This is a genomic window from Sphaerisporangium sp. NPDC051017 (assembly GCF_040683095.1).
Taxonomy (GTDB): domain Bacteria; phylum Actinomycetota; class Actinomycetes; order Streptosporangiales; family Streptosporangiaceae; genus Sphaerisporangium.
Genome location: NZ_JBFBCI010000055.1, coordinates 21,985 through 48,970, shown reverse-complemented (window position 1 = coordinate 48,970; position 26,986 = coordinate 21,985). Strand labels below are relative to the sequence as shown.

At 72.9% G+C, this 26,986-nt stretch carries 27 protein-coding genes; 22 read left to right on the top strand and 5 right to left on the bottom strand.

The features are described 5' to 3' along the window. Positions 1 to 20 precede the first annotated feature (20 nt). The 11 genes from AB0M95_RS32040 to AB0M95_RS31990 all read left to right on the top strand — a co-directional run bounded on the left by AB0M95_RS32040 (position 21) and on the right by AB0M95_RS31990 (position 11,105). The gene (locus tag AB0M95_RS32040; protein WP_363772665.1) at positions 21 to 971 is read left to right on the top strand and encodes a pseudouridine-5'-phosphate glycosidase; all 951 of its coding nucleotides are present in this window, start codon (positions 21 to 23) and stop codon (positions 969 to 971) included. Further along, positions 968 to 1,711 (top strand): HAD family hydrolase, encoded by a 744-nt coding sequence (locus AB0M95_RS32035; RefSeq protein WP_363772662.1) that lies wholly within the window; start codon positions 968 to 970, stop codon positions 1,709 to 1,711. Before AB0M95_RS32040 ends, AB0M95_RS32035 begins: the two co-directional genes overlap by 4 nt. Before the next feature lie 45 nt (positions 1,712 to 1,756). Further along, positions 1,757 to 3,181 carry an MFS transporter gene (locus tag AB0M95_RS32030; protein ID WP_363772659.1) on the top strand — a complete coding sequence of 475 codons (1,425 nt, stop codon included), beginning with the start codon at positions 1,757 to 1,759 and terminating at the stop codon, positions 3,179 to 3,181. Then, positions 3,178 to 4,008, top strand: a complete 831-nt coding sequence (locus tag AB0M95_RS32025) for a hypothetical protein (RefSeq protein WP_363772656.1) — start codon at positions 3,178 to 3,180, stop codon at positions 4,006 to 4,008. The genes AB0M95_RS32030 and AB0M95_RS32025 overlap by 4 nt, the downstream gene beginning before the upstream one ends. A gap of 93 nt (positions 4,009 to 4,101) precedes the next feature. Next, positions 4,102 to 5,613, top strand: a complete 1,512-nt coding sequence (locus AB0M95_RS32020; RefSeq protein WP_363772653.1) for an AMP-binding protein — start codon at positions 4,102 to 4,104, stop codon at positions 5,611 to 5,613. Positions 5,614 to 5,653: 40 nt separating this feature from the next. Further along, a complete protein-coding gene (locus tag AB0M95_RS32015) occupies positions 5,654 to 6,790 on the top strand; it encodes an acyl-CoA dehydrogenase family protein (RefSeq protein WP_363772650.1) in 1,137 nt (378 codons plus the stop codon). Between the two features lie 26 nt (positions 6,791 to 6,816). After that, the gene (locus AB0M95_RS32010) at positions 6,817 to 7,593 is read left to right on the top strand and encodes a transglutaminase-like domain-containing protein (protein WP_363772647.1); all 777 of its coding nucleotides are present in this window, start codon (positions 6,817 to 6,819) and stop codon (positions 7,591 to 7,593) included. Then, positions 7,590 to 8,372 carry a glycosyltransferase gene (locus AB0M95_RS32005; RefSeq protein ID WP_363772644.1) on the top strand — a complete coding sequence of 261 codons (783 nt, stop codon included), beginning with the start codon at positions 7,590 to 7,592 and terminating at the stop codon, positions 8,370 to 8,372. Before AB0M95_RS32010 ends, AB0M95_RS32005 begins: the two co-directional genes overlap by 4 nt. An 8-nt stretch (positions 8,373 to 8,380) precedes the next feature. Next, a complete protein-coding gene (locus AB0M95_RS32000) occupies positions 8,381 to 9,361 on the top strand; it encodes a glycosyltransferase family 4 protein (protein WP_363772641.1) in 981 nt (326 codons plus the stop codon). A gap of 2 nt (positions 9,362 to 9,363) precedes the next feature. After that, the gene (locus AB0M95_RS31995; protein ID WP_363772638.1) at positions 9,364 to 10,683 is read left to right on the top strand and encodes a glycosyltransferase 87 family protein; all 1,320 of its coding nucleotides are present in this window, start codon (positions 9,364 to 9,366) and stop codon (positions 10,681 to 10,683) included. Continuing rightward, positions 10,680 to 11,105 (top strand): GtrA family protein, encoded by a 426-nt coding sequence (locus AB0M95_RS31990; protein WP_363772635.1) that lies wholly within the window; start codon positions 10,680 to 10,682, stop codon positions 11,103 to 11,105. The genes AB0M95_RS31995 and AB0M95_RS31990 overlap by 4 nt, the downstream gene beginning before the upstream one ends. Before the next feature lie 57 nt (positions 11,106 to 11,162). Here AB0M95_RS31990 and rpsD read toward each other — a convergent pair whose 3' ends face one another. Beyond that, a complete protein-coding gene (gene rpsD, locus AB0M95_RS31985) occupies positions 11,163 to 11,777 on the bottom strand; it encodes a 30S ribosomal protein S4 (RefSeq protein WP_363772632.1) in 615 nt (204 codons plus the stop codon). Positions 11,778 to 11,871: 94 nt separating this feature from the next. Between rpsD and AB0M95_RS31980 the strand changes: the two genes are divergently transcribed. Continuing rightward, positions 11,872 to 12,597, top strand: coding sequence for a DUF2470 domain-containing protein (locus tag AB0M95_RS31980; RefSeq protein ID WP_363772629.1), 726 nt, complete (start codon positions 11,872 to 11,874; stop codon positions 12,595 to 12,597). Here the strand turns inward: AB0M95_RS31980 and AB0M95_RS31975 are convergent. Further along, positions 12,512 to 13,768, bottom strand: coding sequence for an ROK family transcriptional regulator (locus tag AB0M95_RS31975; protein WP_363772626.1), 1,257 nt, complete (start codon positions 13,766 to 13,768; stop codon positions 12,512 to 12,514). The two genes, AB0M95_RS31980 and AB0M95_RS31975, sit on opposite strands and share 86 nt — an antisense overlap. Before the next feature lie 237 nt (positions 13,769 to 14,005). On the opposite strand from AB0M95_RS31975, the gene zwf reads away from it, so the two are divergent. The 6 genes from zwf (at position 14,006) to AB0M95_RS31945 (ending at position 20,963) form a co-directional block, all read left to right on the top strand. Further along, positions 14,006 to 15,454, top strand: a complete 1,449-nt coding sequence (gene zwf, locus AB0M95_RS31970; RefSeq protein ID WP_363772700.1) for a glucose-6-phosphate dehydrogenase — start codon at positions 14,006 to 14,008, stop codon at positions 15,452 to 15,454. Continuing rightward, positions 15,451 to 17,367 (top strand): phosphogluconate dehydratase, encoded by a 1,917-nt coding sequence (gene edd, locus AB0M95_RS31965; RefSeq protein ID WP_363772623.1) that lies wholly within the window; start codon positions 15,451 to 15,453, stop codon positions 17,365 to 17,367. Before zwf ends, edd begins: the two co-directional genes overlap by 4 nt. Continuing rightward, positions 17,364 to 18,416: a glucokinase gene (locus tag AB0M95_RS31960; RefSeq protein ID WP_363772620.1), complete on the top strand. Its 1,053-nt coding sequence runs from the start codon at positions 17,364 to 17,366 to the stop codon at positions 18,414 to 18,416. Before edd ends, AB0M95_RS31960 begins: the two co-directional genes overlap by 4 nt. Further along, complete coding sequence (gene eda / locus AB0M95_RS31955; RefSeq protein WP_363772617.1) at positions 18,413 to 19,027, top strand: bifunctional 4-hydroxy-2-oxoglutarate aldolase/2-dehydro-3-deoxy-phosphogluconate aldolase; 615 nt, start codon at positions 18,413 to 18,415, stop codon at positions 19,025 to 19,027. Before AB0M95_RS31960 ends, eda begins: the two co-directional genes overlap by 4 nt. Before the next feature lie 437 nt (positions 19,028 to 19,464). After that, positions 19,465 to 20,346: an SDR family NAD(P)-dependent oxidoreductase gene (locus AB0M95_RS31950; RefSeq protein WP_363772614.1), complete on the top strand. Its 882-nt coding sequence runs from the start codon at positions 19,465 to 19,467 to the stop codon at positions 20,344 to 20,346. Beyond that, positions 20,343 to 20,963: a TetR/AcrR family transcriptional regulator gene (locus tag AB0M95_RS31945; protein ID WP_363772611.1), complete on the top strand. Its 621-nt coding sequence runs from the start codon at positions 20,343 to 20,345 to the stop codon at positions 20,961 to 20,963. The genes AB0M95_RS31950 and AB0M95_RS31945 overlap by 4 nt, the downstream gene beginning before the upstream one ends. Here the strand turns inward: AB0M95_RS31945 and AB0M95_RS31940 are convergent. Then, positions 20,960 to 22,390: an MFS transporter gene (locus AB0M95_RS31940; RefSeq protein ID WP_363772608.1), complete on the bottom strand. Its 1,431-nt coding sequence runs from the start codon at positions 22,388 to 22,390 to the stop codon at positions 20,960 to 20,962. The two genes, AB0M95_RS31945 and AB0M95_RS31940, sit on opposite strands and share 4 nt — an antisense overlap. Before the next feature lie 439 nt (positions 22,391 to 22,829). On the opposite strand from AB0M95_RS31940, the gene AB0M95_RS31935 reads away from it, so the two are divergent. From AB0M95_RS31935 to AB0M95_RS31925, 3 genes are all read left to right on the top strand, one after another. Next, a complete protein-coding gene (locus AB0M95_RS31935; protein WP_363772605.1) occupies positions 22,830 to 23,450 on the top strand; it encodes a cyclodeaminase/cyclohydrolase family protein in 621 nt (206 codons plus the stop codon). After that, the gene (locus AB0M95_RS31930) at positions 23,447 to 24,289 is read left to right on the top strand and encodes a bifunctional 5,10-methylenetetrahydrofolate dehydrogenase/5,10-methenyltetrahydrofolate cyclohydrolase (RefSeq protein ID WP_363772602.1); all 843 of its coding nucleotides are present in this window, start codon (positions 23,447 to 23,449) and stop codon (positions 24,287 to 24,289) included. The genes AB0M95_RS31935 and AB0M95_RS31930 overlap by 4 nt, the downstream gene beginning before the upstream one ends. Before the next feature lie 83 nt (positions 24,290 to 24,372). Beyond that, a complete protein-coding gene (locus AB0M95_RS31925) occupies positions 24,373 to 24,633 on the top strand; it encodes a nitroreductase family protein (RefSeq protein WP_363772697.1) in 261 nt (86 codons plus the stop codon). Here AB0M95_RS31925 and AB0M95_RS31920 read toward each other — a convergent pair. Together AB0M95_RS31920 and AB0M95_RS31915 are read right to left on the bottom strand one after the other, a co-directional pair. Beyond that, positions 24,620 to 25,486 (bottom strand): hypothetical protein, encoded by an 867-nt coding sequence (locus AB0M95_RS31920; RefSeq protein ID WP_363772600.1) that lies wholly within the window; start codon positions 25,484 to 25,486, stop codon positions 24,620 to 24,622. The genes AB0M95_RS31925 and AB0M95_RS31920 overlap by 14 nt on opposite strands. Before the next feature lie 183 nt (positions 25,487 to 25,669). Further along, positions 25,670 to 26,500 carry a hypothetical protein gene (locus tag AB0M95_RS31915; protein WP_363772597.1) on the bottom strand — a complete coding sequence of 277 codons (831 nt, stop codon included), beginning with the start codon at positions 26,498 to 26,500 and terminating at the stop codon, positions 25,670 to 25,672. Between the two features lie 230 nt (positions 26,501 to 26,730). Between AB0M95_RS31915 and AB0M95_RS31910 the strand changes: the two genes are divergently transcribed. After that, positions 26,731 to 26,946: a hypothetical protein gene (locus AB0M95_RS31910; protein WP_363772595.1), complete on the top strand. Its 216-nt coding sequence runs from the start codon at positions 26,731 to 26,733 to the stop codon at positions 26,944 to 26,946. Positions 26,947 to 26,986 lie beyond the last annotated feature (40 nt).

The following is a 26,986-nucleotide window of genomic DNA, read 5'->3' as shown; positions in this document are numbered from 1 at the left end:
CGTCAACGGAGGAACTGCCCATGTCCTTTCATGACCGGACGAGCCTGTACTCGATCTCCGAGGAGGTCGCCGACGCCCTCGCCTCGGGACTGCCCGTGGTGGCCCTGGAGTCCTCGGGCATCGTGCAGGGCCTGAAGTACCCCATGAACCTCGAGACCGCCCTTGGCATGGAGAAGACGATCCGGGCGAACGGCGCCGTCCCCGCGCGCACCGGCATCGTGGACGGCCGGTTCGTGATCGGCATGTCCGAGCGGGACATCGAGCTGTTCGCGACCACGCCCACGATCCCCAAGGTCGGCTCCCGCGACCTCGGGCCCGTCCTCGCCTCCGGCGGCCACGGAGGCACGACGGTCTCGGCCGCGCTGGTCGCCGCCGGGTACGCCGGGATCGGCGTCTTCGCGGTCGCGGGCATCGGCGGCGTCCACTTCGACGCGCAGCGGACCTTCGACATCTCGGCCGACCTCGTGGAGTTCACGCGGCACCGCGTGGCGGTGGTCTGCGCGGGGGCCAAGTCGCTGCTGGACCCGGCGCTGACGCTCGAATACCTGGAGACCCAAGGCGTCCCGGTGGTTGGCTACCGCTGCGACGACTTCCCCGCTTACTACAGCGTCTCCAGCGGGCGGCGCAACCCGCGGCGCATCGACGACATGCGAGAGCTGTCCACGGCGATCCGCACGCACTGGCAGGTCGGCAACCGCGGCGCCTTCGTGGTCACCCACCCGATCGCCGCGCACGACGCGCTGCCGTCAGAGGAGATCTACGCGCTCATCCACGAGAAGCAGGCCGAGGCCGAGCGCGCCGGGGTCAGCGGGCCGTCGATGACGCCGCACATCCTCAAGGCGGTGTCCGCGGCCACCGACGGGCGCACCGGGGAGGCCAACCGGTCGGTGCTGCTGTCCACCAGCGCGCTCGCCGCCGAGGTCGCCGCCGCCATGGCCGGGCGCTGGACGCCGGGGGAGAGCGCCGCGTGAACGGCGGCCCCGGGGATTCCGTGGACCCTGCGGACGGTGTGGACGCTGTGGACGCGGTCCTGTTCGACCTGGACGGCACCCTGGTCGACACGCCGGGCGGCATGCTGACGGTGCTGCGTGCGGTCCTCGCGGAGGCCGGGCGCGAGGCGGACGGCGAGCGGCTGCGCGTCACCATCGGCAGGCCGCTGGCGCCCTCGTTCGCCGTCCTGCTGGGCCTGCCCGAGGAGCACCCGGAGGTGACCCGCGCCGTCGCCCGCGCCCGCGAGCTGTTCACCGAGCTGGTCATCCCCCACGCCGCCCGGCTGGTGTACCCGGGCGTCCCGGAGCTCCTGGCCGCGCTGCGGGCGGGAGGACGGGCGCTGGCCGTCGTCACCAGCAAGGTCAGGCCCAGCACCGAGGAGCTGCTCGCGGCCGCCGGGCTGCTCGGCGCCTTCGACACGCTGTCCTGCCACGGCATGACCGAGCGGGGCAAGCCGTACCCCGACCTCGCCCTGCTCGCGGCCGGCGCGCTCGGCGTGCCGCCCGGGCGGTGCGTCGTGGCCGGCGACGCGGTGGACGACATGCGCATGGCCCGCGCCGCGGGAATGGACGGCTACGGGGTCGGCTGCGGCGTCGCCACCGCCGAGCAGCTCCGGCACGCGGGGGCGCGCGCCGTGCTCGGCTCCACGGCCGAGCTGGCCGGCGTCCTCGGCGTTCCCGTCGTCCCGGGTTCCCTGCCGCTCCACCCGTCCCTCACCTGACCCATCCCGACGACCATCCCCCTCGATCTCACACAGGTGATCTTCATGACCCCATCGGCCACCGGTACCGCCGCGCGGCGCCGGTCGGCGGGCGGCGCCCTCGCCGTCCTCGCCGTGGCGCAGTTCCTGATCGCACTCGACTACTCCATCGTCTACATCGCGCTGCCGAGCATCGGCCACGACCTCGCGCTGAGCCAGAGCTCCGTGCAGTGGGTGGTCAGCGGGTACGCCGTGTTCTTCGCCGGCTTCCTCATCGTCGGGGGGCGGGCGTCGGACCGGTTCGGGCCGCGCACGCTGTTCGTCATCGCGATGCTGCTGTTCGGCGTCGCCTCGCTGGCGGGCGGCCTGGCCCCGGGCGCCGCGCCGCTGCTGGTGGCCCGCGCCGTGCAGGGCGTCGCCGCCGCCGTCCTGCAACCGGCGGTGATCGCGCTGATCAATACCTCCTTCGCCACGGGACCGGCCCGCAACCGGGCGCTGTCGGTGTGGGGCACGGTCGGCGCGTCGGGCCTGGCGGCCGGCGTCATCATCGGAGGGCTCCTCACCACGATGTCGTGGCGCTGGGTCTTCCTCATCAACCTGCCGCTCGCCGTCGTCTGCGCGCTGGCCGCGCCGAAGCTGCTGCCGGAGGGCGACCGGGCCACGCGCCGGCGTTCGCCGCTGAACGTCCCGAGCGGGGTGCTGTGCACCGGCACCGTCCTGTCCGCCGCGCTGGCGCTGACCCAGGCCTCGACGATGGGCTGGACGCACGCGGGCACGCTCGCCGCGTTCGGCGCGGCCGCCGTCCTGCTGGTGGCGTTCGTCCTGCAGGAGAGGCGCAGCCCGCAGCCGCTGGTCGACCCGCTGCTGCGCCGCACGCGGTCGCTGCTGGTCGGGTGCGGTTCCACCGCGTTCTACATGGCCAGCGTCGGCAACCAGTTCTTCGTCGTGACCCTGCTGGTCCAGCAGCTGCGCGGGTACGGCCCGCTCGCGGCGGGGCTGGCGTTCCTGCCGATGGCGGTGGCGATCGCGGTGGCCAACGCGGTGTCGGCGCGCATCGTCGCCGCGGTCGGCGTGCGGCTCGCGCTCACGCTGGCGTTCGCCGCCGACGCGGCGGGGCTGCTGCTGCTCGCCGCGCAGGTGCACGGGGACGGGTACGTGCTCAACCTGCTGCCGGGCCTGCTGCTGACCGGCTTCGGGCACGGCGTCACCTACGTGTCGATGTTCATCGCGGGGACCGCCGACATCGCCGACCGCAACCAGGGCGTCGGCAGCGCGATGATGACGACCGCCCAGTACATGAGCGGCGCGCTCGGCGTGGCGATCCTGGTCCTGGTGCTCGGCCCGAACCCGGGGGCGGGCGACTTCGGCTGGGCCTTCGCCACCACGGCGGCGGCCGCGGGCATCGGCGCCGTCCTGAGCTGGACGGGCCTGGCCCGGGGACGGTCCCGCCGGACGGCCCCGGCCGCGGACCTCGCAGAGGCGCCGTCATGAACGCGGACATGAAGGGGCACGAGGGCGCGCCGAACGCGTGGTCGTGGGTGGCGCGGCTCGGGGTGCTGGTCATCCACAACGACCCGGTGGTCGAGGCGGAGCTGTGGGGCATGGCCCCGCCGGGCACCACCGTCCACGCGGCGCGGTTCGAGAGCCCGACGTCCGGGGGCGCCGAGTACACCGGCACGCCGTGGCACGAGGTGATCGAGTCGCCGGACGTGCGGCGCGGGCTGGCGCAGCTCGGCCAGATGGACCTGTCGGCGATCTGCTTCTGCTTCGGCTCGGCCAGCTTCTTCGGCGGGCCGGCGTTCGACGACGGGTTCTCGGCGGCGGCGACCGCCCTCGCCGGCGGCACCCCGGTCTACACCGCCGGGCAGGCGATCCGCCTGGCCCTGGCGGCGACCGGCGTGCGCAGGCCGCTCGTGGTCGTGCCGCCGTGGTTCACCGCGCCGACGTTCGCCGCCACGCGCGGCTATCTGGCGGCGACGGGGTTCGAGGTGGCGGGCCTGCTGCAGTTCGAGCTCGGCGCCCGCTGGCAGGGCGTCCGCAGGCACCGGCTCTTCGACCGGGGAGGCCGCTTCGAGGTGGACCCCGAGGAGGTGCACCGCCAGGTGGCGGCCGCGTTCCCGCCGGACGCCGACGGCGTGCTGATCCCGGGCAGCGGCTTCCGCTCCTGGGAGGCCATCGACAGCCTGGAGCGGCACCTGTCCGTCCCGGTGGTCACCTCGAACCAGGCGTGCCTGTGGCGTCTGCTCGACCTGACGGGCGTCCGGACGCCCGTCCCGGGGGCGGGACGGCTGCTGGCCCCCCGGACGCGGGCCGCCTGACACCCCGTCCCGCACGTTCCGGCCCGCCCGGGCGCCCGCCGGCGGGCTTCGTCATGCCGCCCCATGGCGGCCTTTCGCTTGCAAGGAGTCCTCATGCCATCCAGTTCGTTCGTGGCCGCGTTCGCCCGGCGGACGAGAGAACGGCCGGACGCGCCCGCGCTCTCGTGGGGGGAGCGCGTCGTCGGATACGGGGAGCTCGCCGGCATGTCCGAGCGCGCGTACGCGGCGCTCGACGCGGCGGGCGTCCCCGAAGGAGCGCCCGTCTGCGTGCCGGCGCGCAAGTCGCCGGAGACGATCGCCCTGCTCATCGCCTGCGTCCGCGCCGGCAGGCGGGTGCTGCTGCCCTCGGAGGGGCTCGGGCCGATGGCGCTGGCCGAGCTGTGTGTGCGGGTCGGGTGCACGCACGTGCTGGAGGCCGGGGGCGACGACCCGCTCGCGTTCCGCGCCACGGCGCGCGCGGCGTCCGAGCTCGGCGGCGGGTCCGACCCCGCCGCGCCGGCGGGCTCACCGGCGACCGGTGCCCTGTCCGAGCCGGGACTGCTGCTCACCACCTCCGGGTCGACGGGCCTGCCCAAGATCGTCGTGCTGTCCGCCGGCGGCGTCGACCGGTTCATGGAGTGGGCGGCGGGCCGGTTCGGCATCGGGCCCGGCGCCCGGGTGCTCAACTACGCGCCGCTGAACTTCGACCTGTGCCTGCTGGACGTGTGGGCGTCGCTGTCGGCGGGGGCGTGCGTGGAGCTGGTCGACCCCGGCCGCGCCGCCGACGGCTCCTACCTCGCCGGGCTGTGCGCGGAGCGCGAGCCGGACGTGATCCAGGCCGTCCCCATGTTCTTCCGCCTGGCCACCGAGGCCGCGAGCCGCGCCGGCCGGGTGTTCCCCGGCGTGCGGGAGGTGATGTTCACCGGGGACGTCATGCCGCTCGCGCTGCTGGAGCGCACCGCGGCCACCTTCCCGAACGCCCGCATGTGGAACATCTACGGCTGCACCGAGACCAACGACAGCTTCCTGCACGAGGTGACGCTGGAGGAGGCCCGGGAGCTCGGCGTCGTGCCGATCGGACGGCCGATCGAGGGCGTGCACGCCACGATCGTCGACGAGTCGGGCCAGGTGGTGACCGGCGCGGGCGCGGGCGAGCTGGTGGTCGCCACGCCGTTCCAGTCGCGCGGGTACTCCGAGCCGAGGCTGGACCGCGAGCGGTGGCGCGACGGCCACTTCCGCACCGGCGACCTCGTCCGCCGCGACGAGCGCGGGCTGGTGTTCCTGACCGGGCGCAACGACCACCAGGTGAAGGTGCGCGGCGTGCGGACGAACCTGCAGGAGGTCGAGCGGGTCGTCCTCGCCCACCCCGAGGTGCTGGAGGCCGCGGTCGTCGCGGTCCCGGACGAGGCGGCGGGCAACGTCCTGCACGCGGTCGTCCGCCGCCGGCCCGGCTCCGGCATGAACGGCCTGCGGCTGCGCGTGCACTGCGCGGCCGGTCTGCCGAGGACGGCGATCCCGGGTGTGATCGAGATCGTCGACCAGGCGCTCCCCCGCACGTCCACCGGGAAGATCGACCGCACCTCGGTGCGGCGGCGCCGGATGGCGTTCACCCCTGTGACGGCCTGACCGCCCGCGGTCGGCCACCCCTGACGAAGGTTCGAGGATCATGGTGTGGAATGAGGATCAGCGCGCGCTGCGCGCGGCCATCGAGGGTCTCGGCGACGTGCTCAGCAAGGAGCATGTCGAGCGCGACGCCGTCGCCGGATTCCCCGGCGAGGGCTGGGCGCGCCTGCGCGAGACCGGCCTGTTCGGGTTGCCGTTCGACCCCGCGTGGGGAGGGCTCGGCCAGGACCTGCTGACCACGATGTACGTGCTGGAGGGGCTGGGGTACGCCTGCCGGGACGGCGGGCTGAGCTTCTCGGTGTCGACGCACATGGTGAGCACCGGCGTCCCGTTGCAGCGGTTCGGGTCGCCCGCGATCAAGGACCGCTACCTGCGGCGCGTCTGCGACGGCTCGGTGATCGGCGCGCACGCCATCACCGAGCCGGAAGGCGGCTCCGATGTCATGGCGATGCGCACGTCGGCCGTCCTGGACGGCGACGCGTACGTCCTCAACGGGGCCAAGTCGTTCGTCAGCAACGGCCCGGTGGCCGGCGTCTTCGTCATCTACGCGCGCACCGGCAGGCGCGGCAGCCCCGCCGCGATCACGGCGCTGCTGGTGGACCGGGACACGCCGGGGCTGACCGTGGGCAGGCCCGTCGCGAAGATGGGCCTGCGCACCTCGCCGCTGTGCGAACTGTTCTTCGACGACTGCCGGGTGCCGGCGGCGAACGTCGTCGGGTCCCCCGGCGCCGGGTTCCTGATCATGGACCACGTGATGAAGTGGGAGATCCTCTGCTCCTTCATCGTCAACGTCGGCGAGATGCAGCACCGCCTGGAGCGCTGCGCCGGGTACGCGCGGACGCGCACGCAGTTCGGCAGGCCGATCGGCGCCTACCAGTCGATCGCGAACAAGATCGTCGAGATGAAGATCGCGACGGAGACCGCGCGCAAGTGGCTGTACGACACCGCCGCCAAGCTGCGCGACGGCGAGAACGTCACCGTGGACATCGCCATCAGCAAGCTACTCGCCAGCGAGGGGAACGTGACCTCCGCGCTGGCCGCCGTCCAGGTGTTCGGCGGCTACGGCTACACGGCCGAGTACGGCCTGGAGAAGGACCTGCGCAACGCGGTCGGCGGGACCATCTACTCCGGCACCTCCGACATCCAGCGCCAGCGCATCGCCAGCATGATCGGCCTTTGACACAGACGCGAGGAAGAGAGCCAACGATGACCATGCCATCGACGCCATCGACGCACCCCGTCACCCCCGTCGGCCCGGCCGGGACCGCCGGCGCCCCCGGTGACGACCTCCTGCGCGTCACCGAGTTCCTCGACCACGACAGCGAGATCGTCCAGGACTTCGTCGCCAAGGCCCTGCCGGGCGGCGGCGCGGGCATGACCGACGTCGAGCGGGCGTGCGCGCTGTACTACGCGGTCCGGGACGGCATCCACTACGAGGTGTACGGCGCCGACCTGTCCCGCGACGGCCTGAGGGCCAGTTCGACCATCCGGCGCGGGATGGGCTTTTGCGTGCACAAGTCGATCGTGTACGCGGCGGCCGTCCGGTCGGTCGGCATACCGAGCAGGATCTACTACGGCGACGTCCGCAACCACCTGGCCTCCCCCCGGCTGGAGGCGCTGATGGGCGGCAACGTGTTCTGCTTCCACAGCCTCACCACGGTGTTCCTGGAGGGCAGGTGGGTGAAGGCGACGCCGGTGTTCAACAAGATGCTGTGCACCCTCTACAAGATCAAGCCGCTGGAGTTCGACGGCCGCGCCGACAGCATGTACCACCCGTACGACGAGGACGGCCGGCGGCACATGGAGTTCCTGCGCGCGCACGGCGACTTCGACGACGTCCCGTATGACATGGTGGTCGGCGGGATCCGCCGGGCGCACCCGCGGTTGTTCGAGAGCGGCGACAGGACGGCGGCCGGTTCGCTGGTCGCCGACGCGACCGGGCCCGGCACCTCGGACGCGGCGTTACGGACCGGTGCGTCGTGACGGGCGGGCCGGCCGGCGCCACGGCGGGCCCGCGCGCCGGGCGCAGGCCCCCCACCAGGACCGCCGTGGACCTGGAGCTGATCGTGCCCGCCTTCAACGAGGCGGGCCGCCTCCCGGAGACGCTGCGCGCGCTGACCTCGTTCCTCGGTGAGCAGCCGTGGCGGTCGCGGGTCGTGGTGGTCGACAACGGCAGCACCGACGACACGACCGCCGTGGTGGGGGCCGCGGACGGGGGCCTGGTGGAGTCCGGGGTGGAAACGGTGGCCATCGGCTGTTCGCGTCCCGGCAAGGGCGCGGCGGTGCGCCGGGGCCTCGCGGGCAGCGGCGCGCGGTTCGCGGGCTTCGTGGACGCCGACCTGTCCACCCCGGTGCGGACGCTGATCCGGGCGATGGCCGAGCTGCGGGACGGGGCCGCCGCCGCCATCGCCTCCCGGCACGCGCCCGGCGCCCGGTTCGTCCACCCGCAGCCGCTGCGGCGCAGGGCCGGCGGCGCGGTGTTCCGCATGCTCGCCCGTCCTCTGCTGCCGGGCGTCCACGACACCCAGTGCGGGTTCAAGATATTCGAGCGGCGCGCGGTGCAGGACGCGCTGGCCCGGTGCCGCGTGAGCGGGTTCGCGTTCGACGTCGAGCTGCTCCGGCGGATCCGCCAGGCCGGGGGCCGCATCGTGGAGGTCCCGGTGGAGTGGACCGACGACACGCGCTCGACGTTCCGGCCGCTGCACGACGGCGTGCCCGCGTTCACCGACCTGCTGCGCCTGTACCGGGCGGACGCGCGATGAGCACGGAGATGAGCACGGAGATGAGCACGGACCGGCCCCTCGGCGGGCGTCATGTGCTGATCGTGAGCCGGCGCGACGTCGGGCACCCGCAGGCCGGGGCGGCGGAACGCTACCTGCACCGGATCGCCCGGCTCTGGGTGATGTGGGGCACGCACGTCACCTGGGCCGCCACCCGCCCACCAGGGGCGGCGGCCCACGAGGTCATCGACGGCATCGAGGTGCTGCGCTCCGGCGAGGCGCTCGGCATGTACCCGCGCACGGTGCTGCGCCTGCTGCGCCGGGGCGAGCGCTTCGACGCCGTCGTCGACTGCACGAGCCGCATGGCGTTCGCCGTGGCGATGATCAGCGGGCGGCGGGTGCCGGTCGTGCAGGTCGTCCACGACGACAGCCGCCCTCCGGCCCCCGCTGGGCGGTTCTGGCCGGCGGCGGCGCTGGAGGGCTTCCTGGCCGGGCCGCTCGCCCGGTGGAGCCGCCGCGGCCGGGCCGTCGCCGCGCCGTCGGCGTCCTTCCGGCACGAGCTGCGGCGCCGGCGCGGCTTCCGCGGGCCGATCTTCGTGGTCCCGGCCGGCGCCGACCAGGGATCCCCCGAGCCGGGCGAGCGGTGGGAGCGCAGCGCCCGGCTGCTGGCGGGCGTGGTAGCCCACCAGCTCGGCGGCGACCGGTCCCGGCGGCGCGGCACACCCGACCGCCGGTACGCGCGGTCCGACCTCGCGACGCTGGTCCGCTACACCGCCGGTCCCGTCCCGGCGCCCGGCGCCGAGCTGCGCGCGTCCGACGAGGTCGGCGTCTGCGGCGGGACGGTGAGCCTGCTGCTCAACGGCTGCGACGAGTACGACGCGCTCGGCGTGCTCGACCGGCTCGGCGTCGAGGACGCGCTGATCCGGGTCGCCACCTGGGAGGACCTGCTCGCGGGCCCCCAGGGCCCCTCCCCCGCCGCACCATCCGGCCCGGACTACGGCCGGCCGTTCACCGGCACATCGAGAGGATGACCATGTCCACCCCCCAGATATCCGCCACGCGCCTCCCGCTCCGGGTGATCACCTGGTCCGCGGTCGCGGTCACCTCGGTGGTGCTCGCGCTGATCGCCGCGTACGTCTACCGGCACGACTCGTACTGGAGCCAGCGGTGGACGGTCGACCTGACCGTCTACCTGGCCAGCGGCCACACCGTGCGCGACGGCCAGTCGCTGTACGACCTGGTGGTGATGAGCCCGCTGTACGGCCCGATGCCGTACCTGTACCCGCCGCTCACGGCGATCCTGTTCTTCGTCCCGCTGTCGTTCCTGCCCGCCGCGACGGCAAGCCTGGTGTGGAACGCCGTCTCGCTGATGGCGCTCGGCGCCGTGGTCTGGATGACGCTGGGCATCGCCGGCGTCCGCGACGGCCGGGTCAGGGCCGTGCTGACGATCGCCGGGCTGATCCTGACGGCCTGGCTGCTGCCGGTGCGGGTGCAGCTCGTCGCCGGACAGATCAACATGTTCCTGCTGCTGCTCGTGCTCATGGACTTCCGCAGGCCGGAGGGCCGTTGGAAGGGCATCGGCATCGGCATCGCCGCCGGGCTCAAGGTCACTCCGCTGATCTTCATCCTCTACCTGCTGCTCACCCGCCGGTGGGGCGCGGCGCGCAACGCGACCCTGGCGTTCCTCGGCACGGCGGCCATCGGCTTCCTGGTGCGTCCGGCCGACTCGCTGACGTACTGGGGCGGCCTGGTGTTCCACTCCTCCCGCGCGGGCGGGGTGTTCGACACGCCGAACCAGTCGCTCGCGGGCATGCTGGCGCGGGTGCTGGCCAGCGACGCGTTCTCGCAGTGGTGGCTGGTCGTGATGGTGGCCGTCGGGGCGTACGGCCTGGCGGTCGCCGCGTACGCGTTCCGCAGGGGCGCCGACTTCCTCGGCTTCTCGGCGACCGCGATCACCGGGCTGCTGATCTCCCCGGTGAGCTGGGAGCACCACTGGGTGTACGTGATCCCGCTGCTGATCTGGCTGGCGATCTGGGCGTACACCAAGCGGGCCGTGGGGGTGGCGATCGGCACGGCGCTGCTGGCGGCGATCTTCACCGTGCGGGTGTTCATGATCGTCGGCATCCAGGAGGCGCCGCCCGCGCCCATGGACCTGGCGCTGTGGCAGCAGGTGGTCGCGAACATGTTCCCGCTGACCGGCCTGGCTCTGTTGGTGCTGGGCCCGCTGTGGGTGCGGCGGCACTTCCGCGGCGCGCCCGTCGCGGCCGCCGCGCCGCCGGTCCCGGGGCCGGCGCCCACGGGACGCGAGGCGCTGCCCGCGATGCGGTTCGCGCCCGAGCCCGAGACCCGGTGAGCGGGTCACACGAACGGCGGGCCGCCCTGGCGGGCGAGGTCGCGAAGTTCGGGGCCGTCGGTGTCGTCGCCACCCTGGTCGACACCGGCGGCTTCAACCTCCTGCACTACGCCCTCGGCTGGGGACCGCCGGCGGCCAAGGTGGCGGGCACGGTGGCCGCGACGACGTTCGCCTACCTCGCCAACCGGCACTGGACCTGGCACGACCGCGCGCGTGGCGGCATGGGCCGGGAGTACGTGCTGTTCTTCCTGCTGAACGGCCTGGCGCTGCTGGCCGGGCTCGCGTGCATCGCGTTCGCCGAGCACGTCCTCGGGCTGCGCGACCCGGTGAGCCTCAACCTCGCCAACCTGGCCGGATACGTCCTCGGGACCCTCTTCCGGTTCTGGTCGTACCGCAAGTGGGTCTTCCTGGCGCCGGCCTGACGCGGCCCGCCGGGGTGCGCGCCCCGGCGTGGCCGCGTCAGGCCGGCCGGGGCGCGCTCAGCGCGAGTAGTGCTCGACGACGAGCTGCTCGTCCACCAGGACGGGGATCTGCGTCCGCTCCGGCCTGCCGACCAGCGTGAACCGCAGGTCGCGGAGGTCGACGTCGAGGTAGGGCGCGGTGATCTCGTCGGCGTAGATGCCCTCGGCCGCCGCGACGAAGGGCTGCATGGCCCGTGACCTCTGCCGGACGGCGACGGTCTGCCCGGGGCGCACCAGATAGCTGGGGATGTCGACCTTGCGGCCGTCGACGGTGATGTGGCCGTGGTTGACGTACTGGCGCGCCGCGTAGATGGACGGGGCCAGCCCGGCGCGCATCACCAGGGACGCCAGGCGGCTCTCCAGGATGGTGAGCAGCTCGGCCCCGGAGCGGCCGGGACGGCGTAGCGCCAGGTCCCAGTACCTGCGCATCTGCTTCTCTGAGACGTCGTAGTACCAGCGGAGCTTCTGCTTCTCCAGCCGGCGGACGCCGTAGTCGCCCGCGGTGCGCCGGCTGGTGGAGCGGCCGTGCACGCCGGGCGGGTACGGCCGCCTCTCGAAGTAGCGGACGGCCTTTCGCGTCAGCGGCGTCCCCGCCCGCCGGGACAGCCGCACCTTGGGTCCTGTGTAGCGCACGATGACCTCGCTGTGATTAGGTAAGCCTAAGTAAGGGAAGCCTAACCTTAATTACACGCGCGACGCGAACTCGAACGACACCAGGAGCCACGCCATGCCTGTGACGGTCCCCCCCACCTCCGAACGTATCCGCGGCCTGGCGTCGGCCGCCGCCCCGACCCACGTCTCACTCGCCGGTTCGGCCCACGTGGCGCGCGGCGGGGTGGACCGCGCCGGGCGCCCGTTGCTGCTGGTCAAGCCCGGTGAGCCGCTGCACGCCGTCCCGGCGTCCGAGGACGTCGTCGTGACCGTCGACCTCGCCGCGACCCGCAGCCTCGGCGGGGTGGACCACCCGCGCGGCCTGCTCAAGATGCAGGGCTGGGCGCAGGCGGTGCCCGCCGCGGACGTCCGGGAGGCGGCCGTCACCGTGGCCGGGCGCTGCCCCGACGAGGCGCTGTTCGCCGCCGTGGAGGGCCGCCCCGGCGGTCCCCGCCTGTTCCGCGTCGACGTCGGGTTCGTCATCTACCTGACAGGGGACGAGTCCGGCATGCTGGACGCCGACGACTACCTCGGTACCGAGCCCGACCCGATCATGGACGCCGCCGAGAGCATGCTGCGGCACGTGAACGAGGCCCACCGCGAGGCGCTCCGCCGGGCCGTCGAGGCGCTGACCGGCGAGCCCGCCCCGGACGCGTGGCTGTGGGAGCTGGACCGCTACGGCGCGACCGTGCGCGCGGGCGGCGAGTCGCCCACGCTCATCCGAATCCCCTGGCCGGTACCGGCCGCCGGGCCGCGTGACCTGGAACGGGCCCTGGGCCACCTGATGGGCTCGTGCCGCTGACCCCGAGCGAGGCGTCGACCGCCTCGGGGGCCAGGATGTGGTCGATCACCATCAGCGCGCAACCGGTGATGCCCGCGCCTGGCCCGAGCCGGCTGCGCTCGATGCGCAGGCTGCGCGTGGACAGCGCCGTCGAGCGCCGGTAGACCACCTCGTGCACGCCGGAGACCAGCGGCTGGAACTTCTCGGCGACGTCGCCGCCGAGCACCACGACCGACGGGTTGAGCAGGTTGACGGCGCTGGCGATCACTTCGCCGAGCAGGCGGCCGGCCCGGCGCACGATCGTCATCGTCTCGGCGTCGCCCGCGCGGACCAGCGTCACGACGTCCGCCAGCGAGCCGACCTCGCGGCCCCGCGCCCGCAGGTCGCGCAGGATGGCCGTGCCGCTCGCCACCGAGTCGACGCAGTCGATGTTGCCGCACCGGCACAGCACCCCGCCGCCGTCGCGGACGGGGATGTGGCCGATCTCGCCGGCCGCGCCGAGCGCGCCGCGCAGGATCTCGCCCCCGGCGATCACCCCGGCGCCGATGCGCGTCGAGACCTTCACGAACAGCAGGTCGGCCACCTCGCGCGCGTACGCCGCGCGGTACTCGCCCATCGCGACGACGTTGACGTCGTTGTCCACGAACACCGGCACGGGGTAGCGCGCGGAGATCAGCGGTGGGATCACCACGCCCGTCCAGCTCGCCATCACCCGGGCGCTCTCGGTGCGGCCCGCGGCGAACTCGACGGTGGCGGGCACGCCGAGGCCGGCGCCGCGCACCGAGGACATCGGCCGGCCGTCCAGCAGGTCCTCCCAGATGTCCATCAGCATGGGCAGCACCACGCCGGGGCCGCGCTCGACGTCGATCTCCAGGTCGGTGCGGGCCAGCTCGGCCCCGGCGAGGTCGCACAGCGCGACCTGGGTGCGGCTCGCGCCGAGCGAGGCGACCAGCACGACGCCCCCGGCGGCGTTGAACGCGAGACGCGCGGGTGGGCGGCCGCCGGTGGAGGGGCCCTCGGTGTCCTCGACGACCAGGCCGCGTTCCAGCAGCTCACCGACGCGCAGCGCCACCGCGGGACGCGAGAGGCCGGTCACCCTGCCGATGTCGGCACGCGTCACCGCCTCGCCGCTGCGGATGAGGTGGAGCACCTCACCGCTCGTGGCGAGCGCGGGGCCTGATCGTCGAACCATCGACCAAGTCTAATCACACCCTCTTTTGTAACTCAACGTTCCTAAGTTCCTCACCTGAAAATGCAAAACCGTGCTTGTGCACAGCCAAAGTTCGGGTTACTGTCCGATCTGTCCTAGTTGACGGAACGACGGAGCACCCCCGTGCCTGAGCCATCGACAGCGCCCCCGCCGCCCGCCGCCACCGCCGCGGCCGGAGCGGCCCCCGAGCGCCCCACGGCGCACGCCGCCGACCTCGTCGTGTTCGGCGGCACCGGCGACCTCTCCATGCGGAAGCTGCTCCCGGCCCTCTATCACAGCGACCGCGACGGGCGGCTCGCGCCGGAGACCCGCATCATCGCCCTGTCCCGCGCCGGGCTCGACGACGCCGACTTCCGCGGCAAGGTCGAGGCCGAGGTGCGGCCCGGCCTGCACGCCGACGACGCCGAGGGATGGGATCGTTTCCTCGGCCGCCTGCACCACGTCACGGCCGACGTCACCGCCGACACCCAGACCCACCCCGGATGGGGCCGGCTCACCCGCATGCTCGCCGGGCGCGAGGGCTCCGACAGGATCTTCTACCTGGCCAGCCCGCCGATGACGTTCGGCGCGTTCTGCCGCGCCGTGCACGCCGCGGGCCTGGTGACCCCCTGCTCCCGCGTGGTGCTCGAGAAGCCCCTCGGCCGCGACCTCGAGGGCGCGCGGCGCATCAACGACGAGGTCGGCGCCATCTTCGAGGAGCGCCAGATCTTTCGCATCGACCACTACCTGGGCAAGGAGACGGTCCAGAACCTGCTCGTGCTGCGGTTCGCGAACGCGTTCCTGGAGCCGATCTGGAACTCCCTGTGGATCGACCACGTGCAGATCACCGCCGCCGAGTCGGTGGGCACGCCCGGGCGGCGCGGCTACTACGACCACGCGGGCGCGCTGCGCGACATGGTGCAGAACCACCTGCTGCAACTGCTGTGCCTGGTCGCGATGGAACCGCCCTCGCGGGGCGACCGCGAGTCGATCCGCGACGAGAAGGTCAAGGTGCTCCAGGCGCTGCGGCCGATCAGCGGCACCGAGGCCGACCGGTTCACCGTCCGCGGCCAGTACGCGGCCGGCGAGGTGGACGGGCGCGCCGTCCCCGGCTACCTGGACGAGCCGGACAAGACCCCACCGACCGACGCCTCGCGGCACGTGGAGACGTTCACCGCGATCCGCGCCGAGGTGAAGAACTGGCGCTGGGCCGGCGTGCCGTTCTACCTGCGCACCGGCAAGCGCATGCCCTACCGCCGCTCGGAGATCGTCGTCCAGTTCAAGGACGTCCCGCACTCGATCTTCCCCGGTGGCAGCCCCAACCGGCTGGTGCTGCGTCTGCAGCCCAGCGAGGGCATCCACCTGCACATCATGGCCAAGGAGCCCGGCGCCGGGGACGTCATCCCGCGCCCGGTCCCGCTCAGCCTCAGCTTCGCCGACACCTTCCGCGCCCGCGTGCCCGAGGCGTACGAACGGCTGCTGATGGACGTGCTCGCCGGCAACCCCACGCTGTTCATGCGCCGCGACGAGGTCGAGGCCGCCTGGAGCTGGATCGACCCGATCATCGCCACGTGGGAGTCGCGCGACGCCCTCCCCGAGCCCTACACCGCCGGCACCAGCGGCCCCGCGGCGGCCCGCGAACTGCTCGGCCGCAGCGGCCGTGCCTGGCACGAGGAGGACCTGCCGTGAACCGCACCGTCCAGGAGGTCACCGAGCGCCTCGCCGAGCGCAGCGCCCGCACCCGCGACGTCTACCTCGCCCGGGTCGGCGAGGCCGCCCGCGAGGCGAAGCGGCGCGGCACGGCCCGCACGGCGCTCGGCTGCGCCAACCTCGCCCACGGGTTCGCCGCCTGCTCCCCCGCCGACAAGCTGGTCCTGCGCGGCGCCGAGCGTCCGGGCGTGGCGATCGTGACTGCGTACAACGACATGCTGTCGGCGCACCAGCCGTACGAGACCTACCCGGCCATCCTCAAGGAGGCCGTGCGCGAGGCGGGCGGCGTGGCGCACGTCGCGGGCGGGGTGCCCGCGATGTGCGACGGCGTCACCCAGGGCCGCGCCGGGATGGAGCTGTCGCTCTACAGCCGCGAGGTCATCGCGATGGCCACGGCGATCGCGCTGTCGCACGACATGTTCGACGCCTCGCTGCTGCTCGGCGTCTGCGACAAGATCGTGCCGGGGCTGCTCATCGGCGCGCTGCACTTCGGCCACCTGCCCGCCGTCTTCGTGCCCGCGGGGCCCATGCCGTCCGGACTGCCCAACAAGGTCAAGGCGCGCACCCGCCAGCTCTTCGCCGAGGGCAAGATCGGGCGCGGCGAGATGCTGGACGCGGAGGCCAAGTCCTACCACTCCCCCGGCACCTGCACGTTCTACGGCACCGCGAACTCCAACCAGGTGCTCATGGAGGTCATGGGCCTGCACCTGCCGGGCTCCACCTTCGTCAACCCGGGCACCGAGCTGCGCGACGGCCTCACGCGGGCCGCGGCCCGGCGCGCCGTCGAGATCACCGCGCACGGGCCCGAGTACACCCCCGTGGCCGAGGTGGTCGACGAGAAGGCGCTGGTCAACGCCGCCGTGGCGCTGCTGGCCACCGGCGGGTCGACCAACCACACCATGCACCTGGTCGCCATCGCCGCCGCGGCGGGCGTCGAACTGCTGTGGGACGACCTGGCCGCGCTGTCCAAGGCCGTCCCCCTGCTCACCCGCATGTACCCCAACGGCCAGGCCGACGTGAACCACTTCCACGCGGCGGGCGGCATGCAGGCGCTGATAGGCGACCTGCTGGACTCCGGCCTGCTGCACGAGGACGTGCTCACCATCGCCGGGCGCGGGCTCGGCCACTACCGAAGCGCGCCCGCGCTCACCGGCGCCGGCGTCGCCTGGGAGGAACGGGCGCCCGTCAGCGCCGACCCGGACGTCCTGCGGCCGGTCGCCGACCCGTTCTCGGCCGACGGCGGCATCCACATGCTCAGCGGCAACCTCGGCCGCGCGGTGAGCAAGGTGTCGGCCGTCAGGCCCGAGCACCTGGTGATCGAGGCCCCGGCCAAGGTGTTCGACGACCAGTCCGAGCTGCTCGCCGCGTTCGAGGCCGGGGAGCTGGACGGCCAGGACTTCGTCGCGGTGATCCGCTACCAGGGGCCGAGCGCCAACGGCATGCCCGAGCTGCACAAGCTCACCCCGCCGCTGGCCGTGCTGCTGGACCGGGGCCAGCGCGTGGCGATCGTCACCGACGGGCGCATGTCGGGCGCGTCGGGCAAGGTCCCGGCCGCCATCCACCTGTCGCCCGAGGCGGCGGACGGCGGGCCGATCGCGCTGGTGCGCGAGGGCGACCGGGTCCGGCTGGACTCCGGCGCGGGCACGCTCGACGTCCTGCTCCCCGAGGGCGAGCTGGCCTCGCGCACCCCCGAGGGCCGGCCGCTGCGCGACGACGAGTGGGTGGGCACCGGGCGCGAGCTGTTCGCCGCGTTCCGCCGCGCGGCGGGACCGGCCGAGCGGGGCGCCGGGATCTTCGCCGTGAGCGGCGCGGAGGGCGGCGCGAACGGCCTCGACGCGGAGGCGGCGCGGGCCGCGGCGCTCGTGACGGCCGGCGGGGAGGGACGGGCGTGAGCGGCTCGCCCACGCCGGAGGCCCCCTGGCTGGTCGCCGACGTCGGCGGTACCAACGCCCGGTTCGGCCTGGTCACCCGGCCCGGCGGGCGGCCCGAGAAGATCGTCGTGCTCGCGGTGGCCGAGTTCGACGGGCTGCCGCAGGCGGTGGACGCCTACCTCGGCGACCACGCCGGAGGGGTGCGGGCCGCCGCGGCGAGCCTGGCCATCGCCGGGCCGGTCGCCGGCGACCGCTACCGCCTCACCAACGCGGGCTGGTCCGGCTCGGTGTCCGCCCTCGGCATCCCGCACGTGGAGTTGCTGAACGACTTCGAGGCGCTGGCCCTGGCCCTGCCACATCTGGAGGGCGGCGACCTGGCGTCCCTGGGCGGCCCCGCCCCCGCCCCGGACATGGTGAAGGCCGTGCTCGGGCCGGGCACCGGCCTCGGCGTGGCCGGGCTCGTCCCCGCCCGCTACGGCTGGGTCCCGGTGCCCGGGGAGGGCGGCCACGTCACGGCGCCCGCCGTCACCGACCTGGAGTACGAGATCGTGCGGGCGCTGCGGGCGGACGGGATGGCGTTCGTGGACGCCGAGCACCTGCTGTCCGGCCCCGGGCTGACGCGCCTGCGTCACGGGCTCGCGCTGGTGAACGGCACGCCGGTCGCGCCGCTTCCCGCGTCCGAGATCGTGGCCCGCGTGGATGATTCGCTGTGCGCGCGTACGGTAGACGTATTCTGCGGGCTTCTGGGAAGCTTCGCGGCGAACGTCGCCCTTACGCTGGGTGCGCGAGGCGGTATCTATCTCGGAGGGGGGATCGTGCCGAGGATCGCCGACCGGATCCGCGCGAGCGACTTCCGCCGCCGGTTCGAGGCCAACCTCGTCCTGTCCGGCTACCTGACGGGCATCGCGACCTCGGCGATCGTCGCCGAGCAGCCCGCGCTCACCGGCGCGGCGGCCTGGCTCGCCCAGCGGACGGACCCGTCCCCCGCCGCCACGGCGCACCGTGCCCGCCCCGGATCCCCGGAGGCCCACCCATTCCACGCACAGCAAGCAAGGAGCGCGACCACGTGAGCATCCTCGACCTCGCCCCCGTGATCCCCGTGGTCGTCATCGACGACGCGGAGACGGCCGTCCCGCTGGCACGGGCGCTGGTGACGGGCGGCCTGCCGGTCATCGAGGTGACGCTCCGCACCCCGGCCGCCCTCGGCGCCATCGAGCGGATCGCGGCCGAGGTCCCCGAGGCGATGATCGGCGCGGGCACCGTACGGACCCCCGCCGACGTGCGGGCCTCGGTGGACGCGGGCGCGAAGTTCCTGGTCAGCCCCGGCACCACCCCCGCACTGGCCGACGCGATGCAGGGCGGCGGGCTGCCGTTCCTGCCGGGCGCGGCGACCGCCTCCGAGGTGCTCGCGCTCGCCGAGCGGGGCCTGACCGAGCTGAAGTTCTTCCCGGCCGGTCCGGCGGGAGGGGTCGCGTACCTCAAGGCGCTGGCCGGGCCGATCCCCGAGGTGCGGTTCTGCCCCACGGGCGGCATCCGCCCGGACAACGCGCGGGAGTACCTGGCGCTGCCCAACGTCGGCTGCGTCGGCGGCACCTGGCTCACGCCCCCGGACGCGCTCTCCTCCGGCGACTGGGCCCGTGTCGAGAAGCTCGCCGCCGAGGCCGCCGCCCTCCGCGCCTGACCAGGGTCCCGGGCCCCGGCCCAGACCAGGCCTCAGCCCCTGACGCGAGGCCGCCGCCCCTCCGCGCAGGGGACAATCAACGGCAGGTTCACCCGTAGCGCGATATTTACGGCATGCCCTGGTATGCGGGGATACCCGCCCGTAGCCGGTACGGTGGCTACCTGATGATCATGTCCGTGACCGCCGCTTGGCCGGGCCGACCCGCCGGTGGCCGGCATCGCCGGGGCCATTCCTGCCAAGCCGGCCACGACCTCGTCCGCGCCCACTCCTCCCTCGGGCGCCGGGCGAACGACCATGGAGGTCGCCGCGACCCGATGCGACGTTCATGGATCCCGGGCCCGCGGCCGCCTCACCCGGCGCCCGCGGGCCCCTCTTTTACCGCCATTTTTAGAGAGATCCTCTAGAGACCGTCTCTGGATTATCCTAAACTCCGGGGCATGGACGAAGGCGATCGGCCGGGAACAGCCGGGACGGCTGTGGTGACCGGGGGCAATCGGGGCATCGGGCATGCCGTGGCCGCCGAGTTGGCGCGGCGCGGGTGTGACGTGGTCCTGGTGGCGCGGGACAGGGCGCGCGGGGAGGCCGCGCGGGCGTCCCTCGCGGGCCTCGGCGGGGCGCGGGTACGGGTCGTCACCGGCGATCTGTCCTGCGTGCGGACCACCCGAGAGACCGCGGAGGCGCTTCGCCAGGCGTGCCCGCGCATCGACGTCCTGGTGCACAACGCCGGGCGGTGGCCGAGCCGGCACGCGCTCAACGAGGACGGCCTGGAACAGGCGTTCGCCACCAACCACCTGGCCCCGTTCCTGCTCAACCTCGAACTGGAACCCCTGCTGATCTCCTCCCGGGCCAGAGTGGTCCAGGTCAGCGCCGGCCTGTACGTCAAGGGGCGTGCGGATCCAGAGCGGACGCCGACCGGCATGGACTTCCACCCGATGCGCACCTACGCCGACACCAAGCTGTGCAACCTGCTCCTGGTGCCGCTGTTCGCCGGGCGCTGGAAGGATCGCGGGGTGACCGTCAACGCCGTGCACCCCGGAGTGATCCGCACCGGCCTGGGCGACCGCGGCGGGCTCGCCGGGCACGCGCTCAGAGTGGTGAAGCTGCTGTGGAAGGGCCCGGAGGAGGGGGCGCGGCCCGTCGTCCGGCTGGCGCTGTCACCCGAGGCCGCCGGGTGGACCGGCCGCTATTTCCACCTGGAGGACGAGACGCCCCTCGCCGCGGTCGCCGCGGACACGGCGCGCGCGGAGGCGCTGTGGGCGCAGGCGCTGGACCTGACCGGCATCGCGGCCGCCCCATCGCCGTCCCCCGAACCGCGATGATGTCCCCCAAGCAGTCCAGGGGCGAGGCGACGGCCGAGAAGGCCCTGCGCGCCGCGCTCGATCTCTACGCCGCCAAGGGGCACGCCGGCCTGACGATGACCGCGCTGATCGCCGAGACCGGCATCAGCAGCGGCAGCCTCTACCATCACTTCGGCGGCGTCGACGGGCTCGCGGCGGCCCTCTACGCCCGCTGCGTGTCCGCCCTGATGGAGGCGCTCGTCGCCGCGCTCGAGGACTCCGCGACGGCGCGGGACGGGGTGCGCGCGCTCGTCGAGGCGTACCTGCGGTTCGTCCAGGAGAACCGGGCGGCGGCGCACTTCGTCCACGCCTCCTCATACGCGGACTTCCTGCCCGCCCACGCCGAGGCGCTCGCGGCGGCGAAGGCCCCCCACATGCGGCGCATCGGCGAATGGCTCCGCCCGCACGTCGAATCCGGCCGGCTCGCCGACCTTCCCGACCCGCTCACCGAGATGCTCGTGATCGGCCCGGTCGCCGAGATCTCCCGCCGGTGGCTCGCCGGGGCGCCCGGCGCCGACCTCACGGCGGCGACCCGCCTGCTCCCCGAACGCATCTGGCGGTCGATCCGCGGCGACGATGCCGGTTCCGGTGGCGGCTAGGCGAGGTCGCGCGCTGACAAGGGGCTGGTGACGTCCTCCAGGGATTTGCGCTCGGCGTCCACCGCGAGGGCGAGAGCGACCAGGCCCGCGGCGATCATCATGGCCGCTGCGAGCAGGTAGCCGTAGAACAGGCGGGACGGGTCGGTGTGGCCGCGTTCGCCGATCAGCGCACCGAAGACGGCCGGGCCGACCGCCCCGAAGGCCTGCGCGACCGAGAAGAACAGCGCGATGACCAGCGCGCGGATCTCCAGCGGGAACAGCTCGCTGACCGTCAGGTAGCCGGAGCTGGCCGCGGCCGAGGCGATGAAGAAGATCACCGACCAGAGCAGGGTCTGGGTGGTCGCGTCCAGCGCCCCCTCCCTGAACAGCCAGCCGGTGATCGCGAGCAGCACCCCCGAGACGATGTACGTGCCGGAGATCATCACCCTGCGGCCGAGCGTGTCGAACAGGTGCCCGAGCACCAGCGGCCCCGCGAGGTTGCCCAGCGCGAAGGCGAACAGGTACTTCGAGGCGTCGTGCGGCGAGACCCCGTAGTACGCGCCGAGAACGAGCACGTAGGTGAAGAAGATCGCGTTGTAGAGGAACGACTGGCTGATCATCAGCGTCGCGCCGAGCGCCGTGCGCCCCGGGTAGTCCCGCAGCAGCACCCGCGCGATCTCGCGGTAGGACGGGGCGCCGTACGGGCGGATCTCCAGAACCTTGCCCGCGTCCACCGGCGGCAGCGGGCGCCCGGCCTCGGCGACGGCCGCCTCGACCGTGCGCGCGGCCTCCTCGGCCTCCACGTGACGGCCGTGCATGAGCAGCCAGCGCGGGCTCTCGGGAAGGGTGCGGCGCAGCACCCAGATCGCCGCGCCCAGCACGGGACCGATCAGCAGGCCGATGCGCCAGCCGACGTTGACGGGCAATACGTCCGGATTTAGTAGGACATATGTGCTCGCTGTGCCGATCATCGCGCCGAGCCAGTACGTCCCGCTCACCGCGAGATCCACCCGGCCCCGGTAACGCGCGGGGATCAGCTCGTCGATCGCCGAGTGGATCGCCGCGTATTCGCCGCCGATGCCCGCCCCGGCGAAGAACCGGAAGAACAGCAGGAACGCCAGATTCGGCGACAGCGCCGTGACGCCGTTCGCCGCCAGGTACAAGCCGAGCGTGAGGATGAACAGCTTGCGCCGCCCGAACCGATCCGACAGCCGCCCGAACACCAGCGCCCCCGCCACCTCGCCGATCAGGTACACCGTCGCGGTGAAACCCACCTCGACGGCGGACAGCCCGAGCGTGCGCCGGTCCTGGAGCACCGACCCGACCGCCCCGGCGATCGTGATCTCCATGCCGTCCAGCACCCACGCCACGCCGAGCGCGAGCACCAGCCGCGTGTGGAACCCCGACCACGGCAGCCGATCCAACCGCGCCGGCACCAGACTCCGCACGACCCGAGACATGGTGACCCAGCGTAGCGACACATGGCGGACGGTGGACATGGATGAACGTCGCCGCGCTCGCCCCTACGGGGAGACCGGGAGACGGGTGCCGCTCACGGCCCCGGCACGCCCGCGAGGCGTAGCGTGCTGTTGAGGGTCTCGCACGTCACGAGCCCGATCAGATGGGGACGATCACCGGGGTGATCGGCGAGGCCCCACCCGGAAGCGCAGGCGGCCCGGGGAGCGCCCACGAGCATGCTCGCCCGCTACCAGCACGATCCGCCGGACCGCCCTACGGTCGTGTGGCTGACCGCCCTGTGATCAGCCCGAGAAGGAGGCAGGCCCGCCTCCTTCTCGGGCCTCAGCGGGTTCAAGGCCGGGCGTGCAGCCGGTCCGTGGGAGGATTTTGGAGCACGCCGTGACCCCACCGACCGGAGGACGAGCGCTCATGCGTGACGAGAAGATCAGTGACTTCCTGGAACGGCTCGCCGACCGTGTGCCGGCCCCGGGCGGGGGTGCGTCGGCGGCTCTGCACGCCGCCCAGGCCGCGGCTCTGCTGGGCATGGTCGCCCGCTACACCACCGGCGAGAAGTACGCCGAACACAAGACGAACATCGAGCGGATCATCGCCCAGACCGACGAACTACGGCTCACCGCTCTACAGCTCGCCAAGGATGACGCGGTGGCGTTCACGGCCGTCGCCGACGCCTACAAGCTGCCCAAGGACACCGACGAGGCAAAGGCCGCCCGCTCGGCCGCCATCGCCAAGACGCTGGTCGGGGCGGCGAAGCCGCCGGCCGAGGTCATCGCTGCGGCCTTGGCCGCGGTCCAGGTCGCCGAGGAACTGCTGCCGATCGGCAACCGCAACGTCATCACCGACGTCGCCGCCGCCGCCGAGGCCGCCCGGGCGGCGGCCGCCATCGCCCGGGTGAACGTAGAAGTCAACCTCGGCGGCATCAAGGATGAAGGTGCCCGCGCCGAACTGGCGGCCGAGGCCGCCAAGGCCGACGACATCGCCGCCCGCGCCGAGAAGGTCACCGCCTCCGTCCGCAAGGAGATCACCACGTGAGTGCCACCGTCTTGTCCGGCAAGGAGCTGGCCGCCGCGATCCGCACGCAGACCGCGGCCAAGGCCGCCGAACTCAGCGCGGCCGGCACCCCGCCGAAACTCGCGGTCGTCGTCGCCACTGCGGATGAGTCCAGCGCCTGGTATGTCCGATCGATCGCCAAGGCTGCCGAGAAGGTCAGCATCACCTGCGACATCTTCGACCTCGGCCCCGATGCGGCCGACACCGACATCCGTCACACGCTGGACGCGCTGTGCGCCGATGAGTCCGTACACGGGATCATCTTGCAGACCCCGCTTCCCGACGGCGTCAACGCCCAAGAGGTGGCCCTTTCGATCTGCTTCGACAAGGATATCGACGGAGCCAACCCGCTCTCCCTCGGCCGCCTGGCCGCGGGCCTTCCCGCGTTCGCCCCGGCAACCGCCGAGGCCGTCGTCCGCATCCTGGACTATCACAAGGTCGAGCTCAGCGGACAGCACGTCGCCATGGTCGGCCGGTCCACCGTGGTCGGCAAACCCGCCGCCCACCTACTCCTGGACAAGAACGCCACCGTCACCGTGTGCCACTCGCGGACGAAGGACCTGGCCGCCGTCACCTCCACCGCCGACATCGTGGTGGCCGCGGTGGGCCGGGCCGGTCTGATCACCGCCGAGCACGTCGCCCCCGGAGCGGTGGTGGTGGATGTGGGCACCAACCCGACCGACGACGGCGGCCTGGTCGGCGACGTGGATGCCGCTTCCGTCAACGAGAGAGCCGGGGCCCTGACGCCGGTGCCGGGCGGGGTGGGACCGGTGACAACCGCGCTGCTTCTGCATCACACCATCCAGGCCGCCACCCGCTGACCGGCCGGTGGACATCGACCCTGAGGCCACCGACCGGCTGCTGACCCGGACGCGGTCGGTACGGAGGCGCCTAGTACGGGTCGATCTATCCGGCGGTATGGAGCTTCCAACTCGCTGCCAGGTCGCGCGGCCTGGGCAGTTGCTTCGTCGCCGCCCATCTACGGTACGCGGATGAGGTGGCGCAACTGCTCGGCCTGCCCGAACAGATCGGGCAGGCCGGAATGGTCGCCGTTGCCCTTGTGAAGGGGGACGGCTTCCGTCCGGCCCGCCGGCCGCCGCTCGATCAGGTGGTGCATCAGGACCGGTGGCAGGCGGACCGCCAGCGTGAGGTCAAGCCGCCGTGACGCTGCGACTGGCCGCGTAGCCGAGGAACCGAGCGATGGGCGATTCCAGTTCGCGGTAACAGGCCGAGTCGACCACCGCCCAGCCCGAGGCCCGCGGATACTGCAGGGCCGGCTCCACACCGGCCGTGCAGCATGCCTGTTCCAGCTCCCGCACCCGCGCCAGTTCCTCATCGAGCCGTCCCCGCGCGGCAGCGACATTCAGGCTCAGCCGTCCGCTGCCGCCGAGCGTGACCGCGCCGACCTTGACCAGCAAGACCAGCAGTTGGCGGGCGGCGATCGCATCGACCTGCGCGTGCGGACGCCGCAGCCATGCCTCGCGGACGATCCGGTCTGCGACCAGGACCTTCGCCGTCGCCGCAGCCTTGTCATCGGGATTGTCCAGCAGCATAACCAGCGCATCGAGATCCGCGTGCAGTTCGCTGATGACCGCGACCAAGCAGCGCCTTCGGGTCAGAACCGCAGCCTCCAGGTCGGCGCCTTGAAGATGGCCCCACTCGTGAGCGAGAAAGGCACGGCGCCGCAGCTCACCCAGCTCCTTTCGCTCGGCGGCGGTGAAGGTGTGCTCCTCCATCACCGGCAGGACCCGGGTGAGGAAGAGCTGATGCAGCCGGTCGAGGAAGACCACCCCAAATGCTTGGCGAGTGGAGCGGACATCCACCGACAGTTGTTCGGGGAAGAGCACCACGCCGGAGCCGTCCCGATAGCCACGGGAAGCCGCCAGCAGTTGCCCGAAGTGCAGGGAAACGTCGCTGCGAGCCGGCGGATATGAGGCGGGCATCACCGCCGGGTGGCTGCGGAAGATGGCGGCCTCTAGGCCGAAGTGCCCTGGCCAGGGGCCGCCGGGCACGGTCATCCTCGCCACCAGCACGTTCAGCCCACCAACATCGAAGTGGGGGTGAAGTGCTGGGCGACGCAGTCCGACCGCAATGCGCCCAGCGGTCGGCCCTCCGCTCGGGTGAGATCTTCCAGGGCCAGCCGGGCCTGCGACCCGACTTCGCCGGGGGCGACACGCAACACCCCGCAGGTCGCGGCGTTCTCACACCTCAACCCGTCGGTGGTGTTGTCGCTGTCCACGGCGTTCACCAGGTTCTCCACCCAGGCGGCGACGACAGGGGCGATCTCGGGCACCGTTCCTCCCCTCCTTGTGCTCACGCGAGCGTGGACTGGGCGTCGTAGTGGGCGGCCATCGTCTGCAGCGTCCGCACCGCTCGCCGTTGTAGGCGGGGCCGTGCATGCACGCCAGCATCCGGGGCCGAAGGTCGGCGAGTTTGCGCAGGACCGGCGGAAGGTGGGCGGAGACGGTGAAATGCTGCAGGCGGCGCTCGAAGTCCAGCGCGGGAGCGATCAGGTCGGCGTCGGAGACCGGTGGCGGATTGCCCTCCACGGTGAACAGGTCACCACAGAACAACACGTGCTCCCGCTCGTCCAGCAGGACTCCAGCCTCCCAGAACGGGACGTGCGCGGTGGCGAGGAACCGCACCGTGCGGTCGCCCAGGTCCAGCACCTCACCGTTCGCCAGGGCCCTGGCCGGACGGTCGACCATATGCCGCAGGCACACGTTCACCGCGACCTTTCCGGCCACCACTTCGGCGTTCGGGGCGGCGGCCAGAAAGTCGTTGACCGACCCGAACTCGTCCGGCCGCGAAGCGTGAGCCCCGCTGATCCACCGCAGGTCCTCCAGCTTGACGAGGCTGCGGACGGCCTCGGCGACATCGGGGAAGATCGTACGCATGCCGGTGTGCATCAGGAGCGGCTGCTCGGCCCGAATGAGGAACTGGTTGTAGACCAGGCCCTCCGCCAGCCCATCGGGGCGGTGGGTGCAGATCCGGAAGATGCCATCGGCGATTTCGTCCACGCGTGGGGCCATGTACCCAGCTCCCTTGAGACGGAGGAGATGGCCGAGAGCCTTTTCCCGGCCCGTGTACCGGTGGGTGCGTGAGCTGTCCGCCTCGGAGCGGAGAGGGTCGGCACGTCCAGTGAGTTCCCGGGCCCGATCCTCGCTGTGGGTGGCGAGGAACCAGGTGATCGGCGCGACACCGCTCGCCCCTGGCCCGCGGGGGATGCGGACGCCATGGTCGGCGTCCGGTGAAAAGCGGCGTGGTGCGAATAGGCGGCGAGCTCGCGCAGAACTTCTCCTTCGACGTCACCGGCAGGAGTTCGGCCGCCATGGGATACGTGCGCAAGAAGGTGACCTTCGTCGCCACCGGCCTGTCCACGACCGTCGAATTCCTCAGCACCGCCCCCGGCGCCTACGGCCCGGTGATCGACGACATCACCGTGAAAAGCTGCCTGGTCATCATCTGCCACCTGTGACGGCACCGGCGATTACCGAGCGCCCACCGAACGCGAGCCC

Bases quoted from the DNA above. Each gene is read 5' to 3' on its own strand.
- AB0M95_RS32040 (WP_363772665.1), top strand. From the start codon at position 21: ATGTCCTTTCATGACCGGACGAGCCTGTACTCGATCTCCGAGGAGGTC.
- AB0M95_RS32030 (WP_363772659.1), top strand. From the start codon at position 1,757: ATGACCCCATCGGCCACCGGTACCGCCGCGCGGCGCCGGTCGGCGGGC.
- AB0M95_RS32025 (WP_363772656.1), top strand. From the start codon at position 3,178: ATGAACGCGGACATGAAGGGGCACGAGGGCGCGCCGAACGCGTGGTCG.
- AB0M95_RS32020 (WP_363772653.1), top strand. From the start codon at position 4,102: ATGCCATCCAGTTCGTTCGTGGCCGCGTTCGCCCGGCGGACGAGAGAA.
- AB0M95_RS32015 (WP_363772650.1), top strand. From the start codon at position 5,654: ATGGTGTGGAATGAGGATCAGCGCGCGCTGCGCGCGGCCATCGAGGGT.
- AB0M95_RS32010 (WP_363772647.1), top strand. From the start codon at position 6,817: ATGACCATGCCATCGACGCCATCGACGCACCCCGTCACCCCCGTCGGC.
- AB0M95_RS32000 (WP_363772641.1), top strand. From the start codon at position 8,381: ATGAGCACGGAGATGAGCACGGACCGGCCCCTCGGCGGGCGTCATGTG.
- AB0M95_RS31995 (WP_363772638.1), top strand. From the start codon at position 9,364: ATGTCCACCCCCCAGATATCCGCCACGCGCCTCCCGCTCCGGGTGATC.
- AB0M95_RS31980 (WP_363772629.1), top strand. From the start codon at position 11,872: ATGCCTGTGACGGTCCCCCCCACCTCCGAACGTATCCGCGGCCTGGCG.
- AB0M95_RS31975 (WP_363772626.1), bottom strand. From the start codon at position 13,768: ATGGTTCGACGATCAGGCCCCGCGCTCGCCACGAGCGGTGAGGTGCTC.
- AB0M95_RS31950 (WP_363772614.1), top strand. From the start codon at position 19,465: ATGGACGAAGGCGATCGGCCGGGAACAGCCGGGACGGCTGTGGTGACC.
- AB0M95_RS31945 (WP_363772611.1), top strand. From the start codon at position 20,343: ATGATGTCCCCCAAGCAGTCCAGGGGCGAGGCGACGGCCGAGAAGGCC.
- AB0M95_RS31935 (WP_363772605.1), top strand. From the start codon at position 22,830: ATGCGTGACGAGAAGATCAGTGACTTCCTGGAACGGCTCGCCGACCGT.
- AB0M95_RS31920 (WP_363772600.1), bottom strand. From the start codon at position 25,486: ATGACCGTGCCCGGCGGCCCCTGGCCAGGGCACTTCGGCCTAGAGGCC.
- AB0M95_RS31915 (WP_363772597.1), bottom strand. From the start codon at position 26,500: ATGGCCCCACGCGTGGACGAAATCGCCGATGGCATCTTCCGGATCTGC.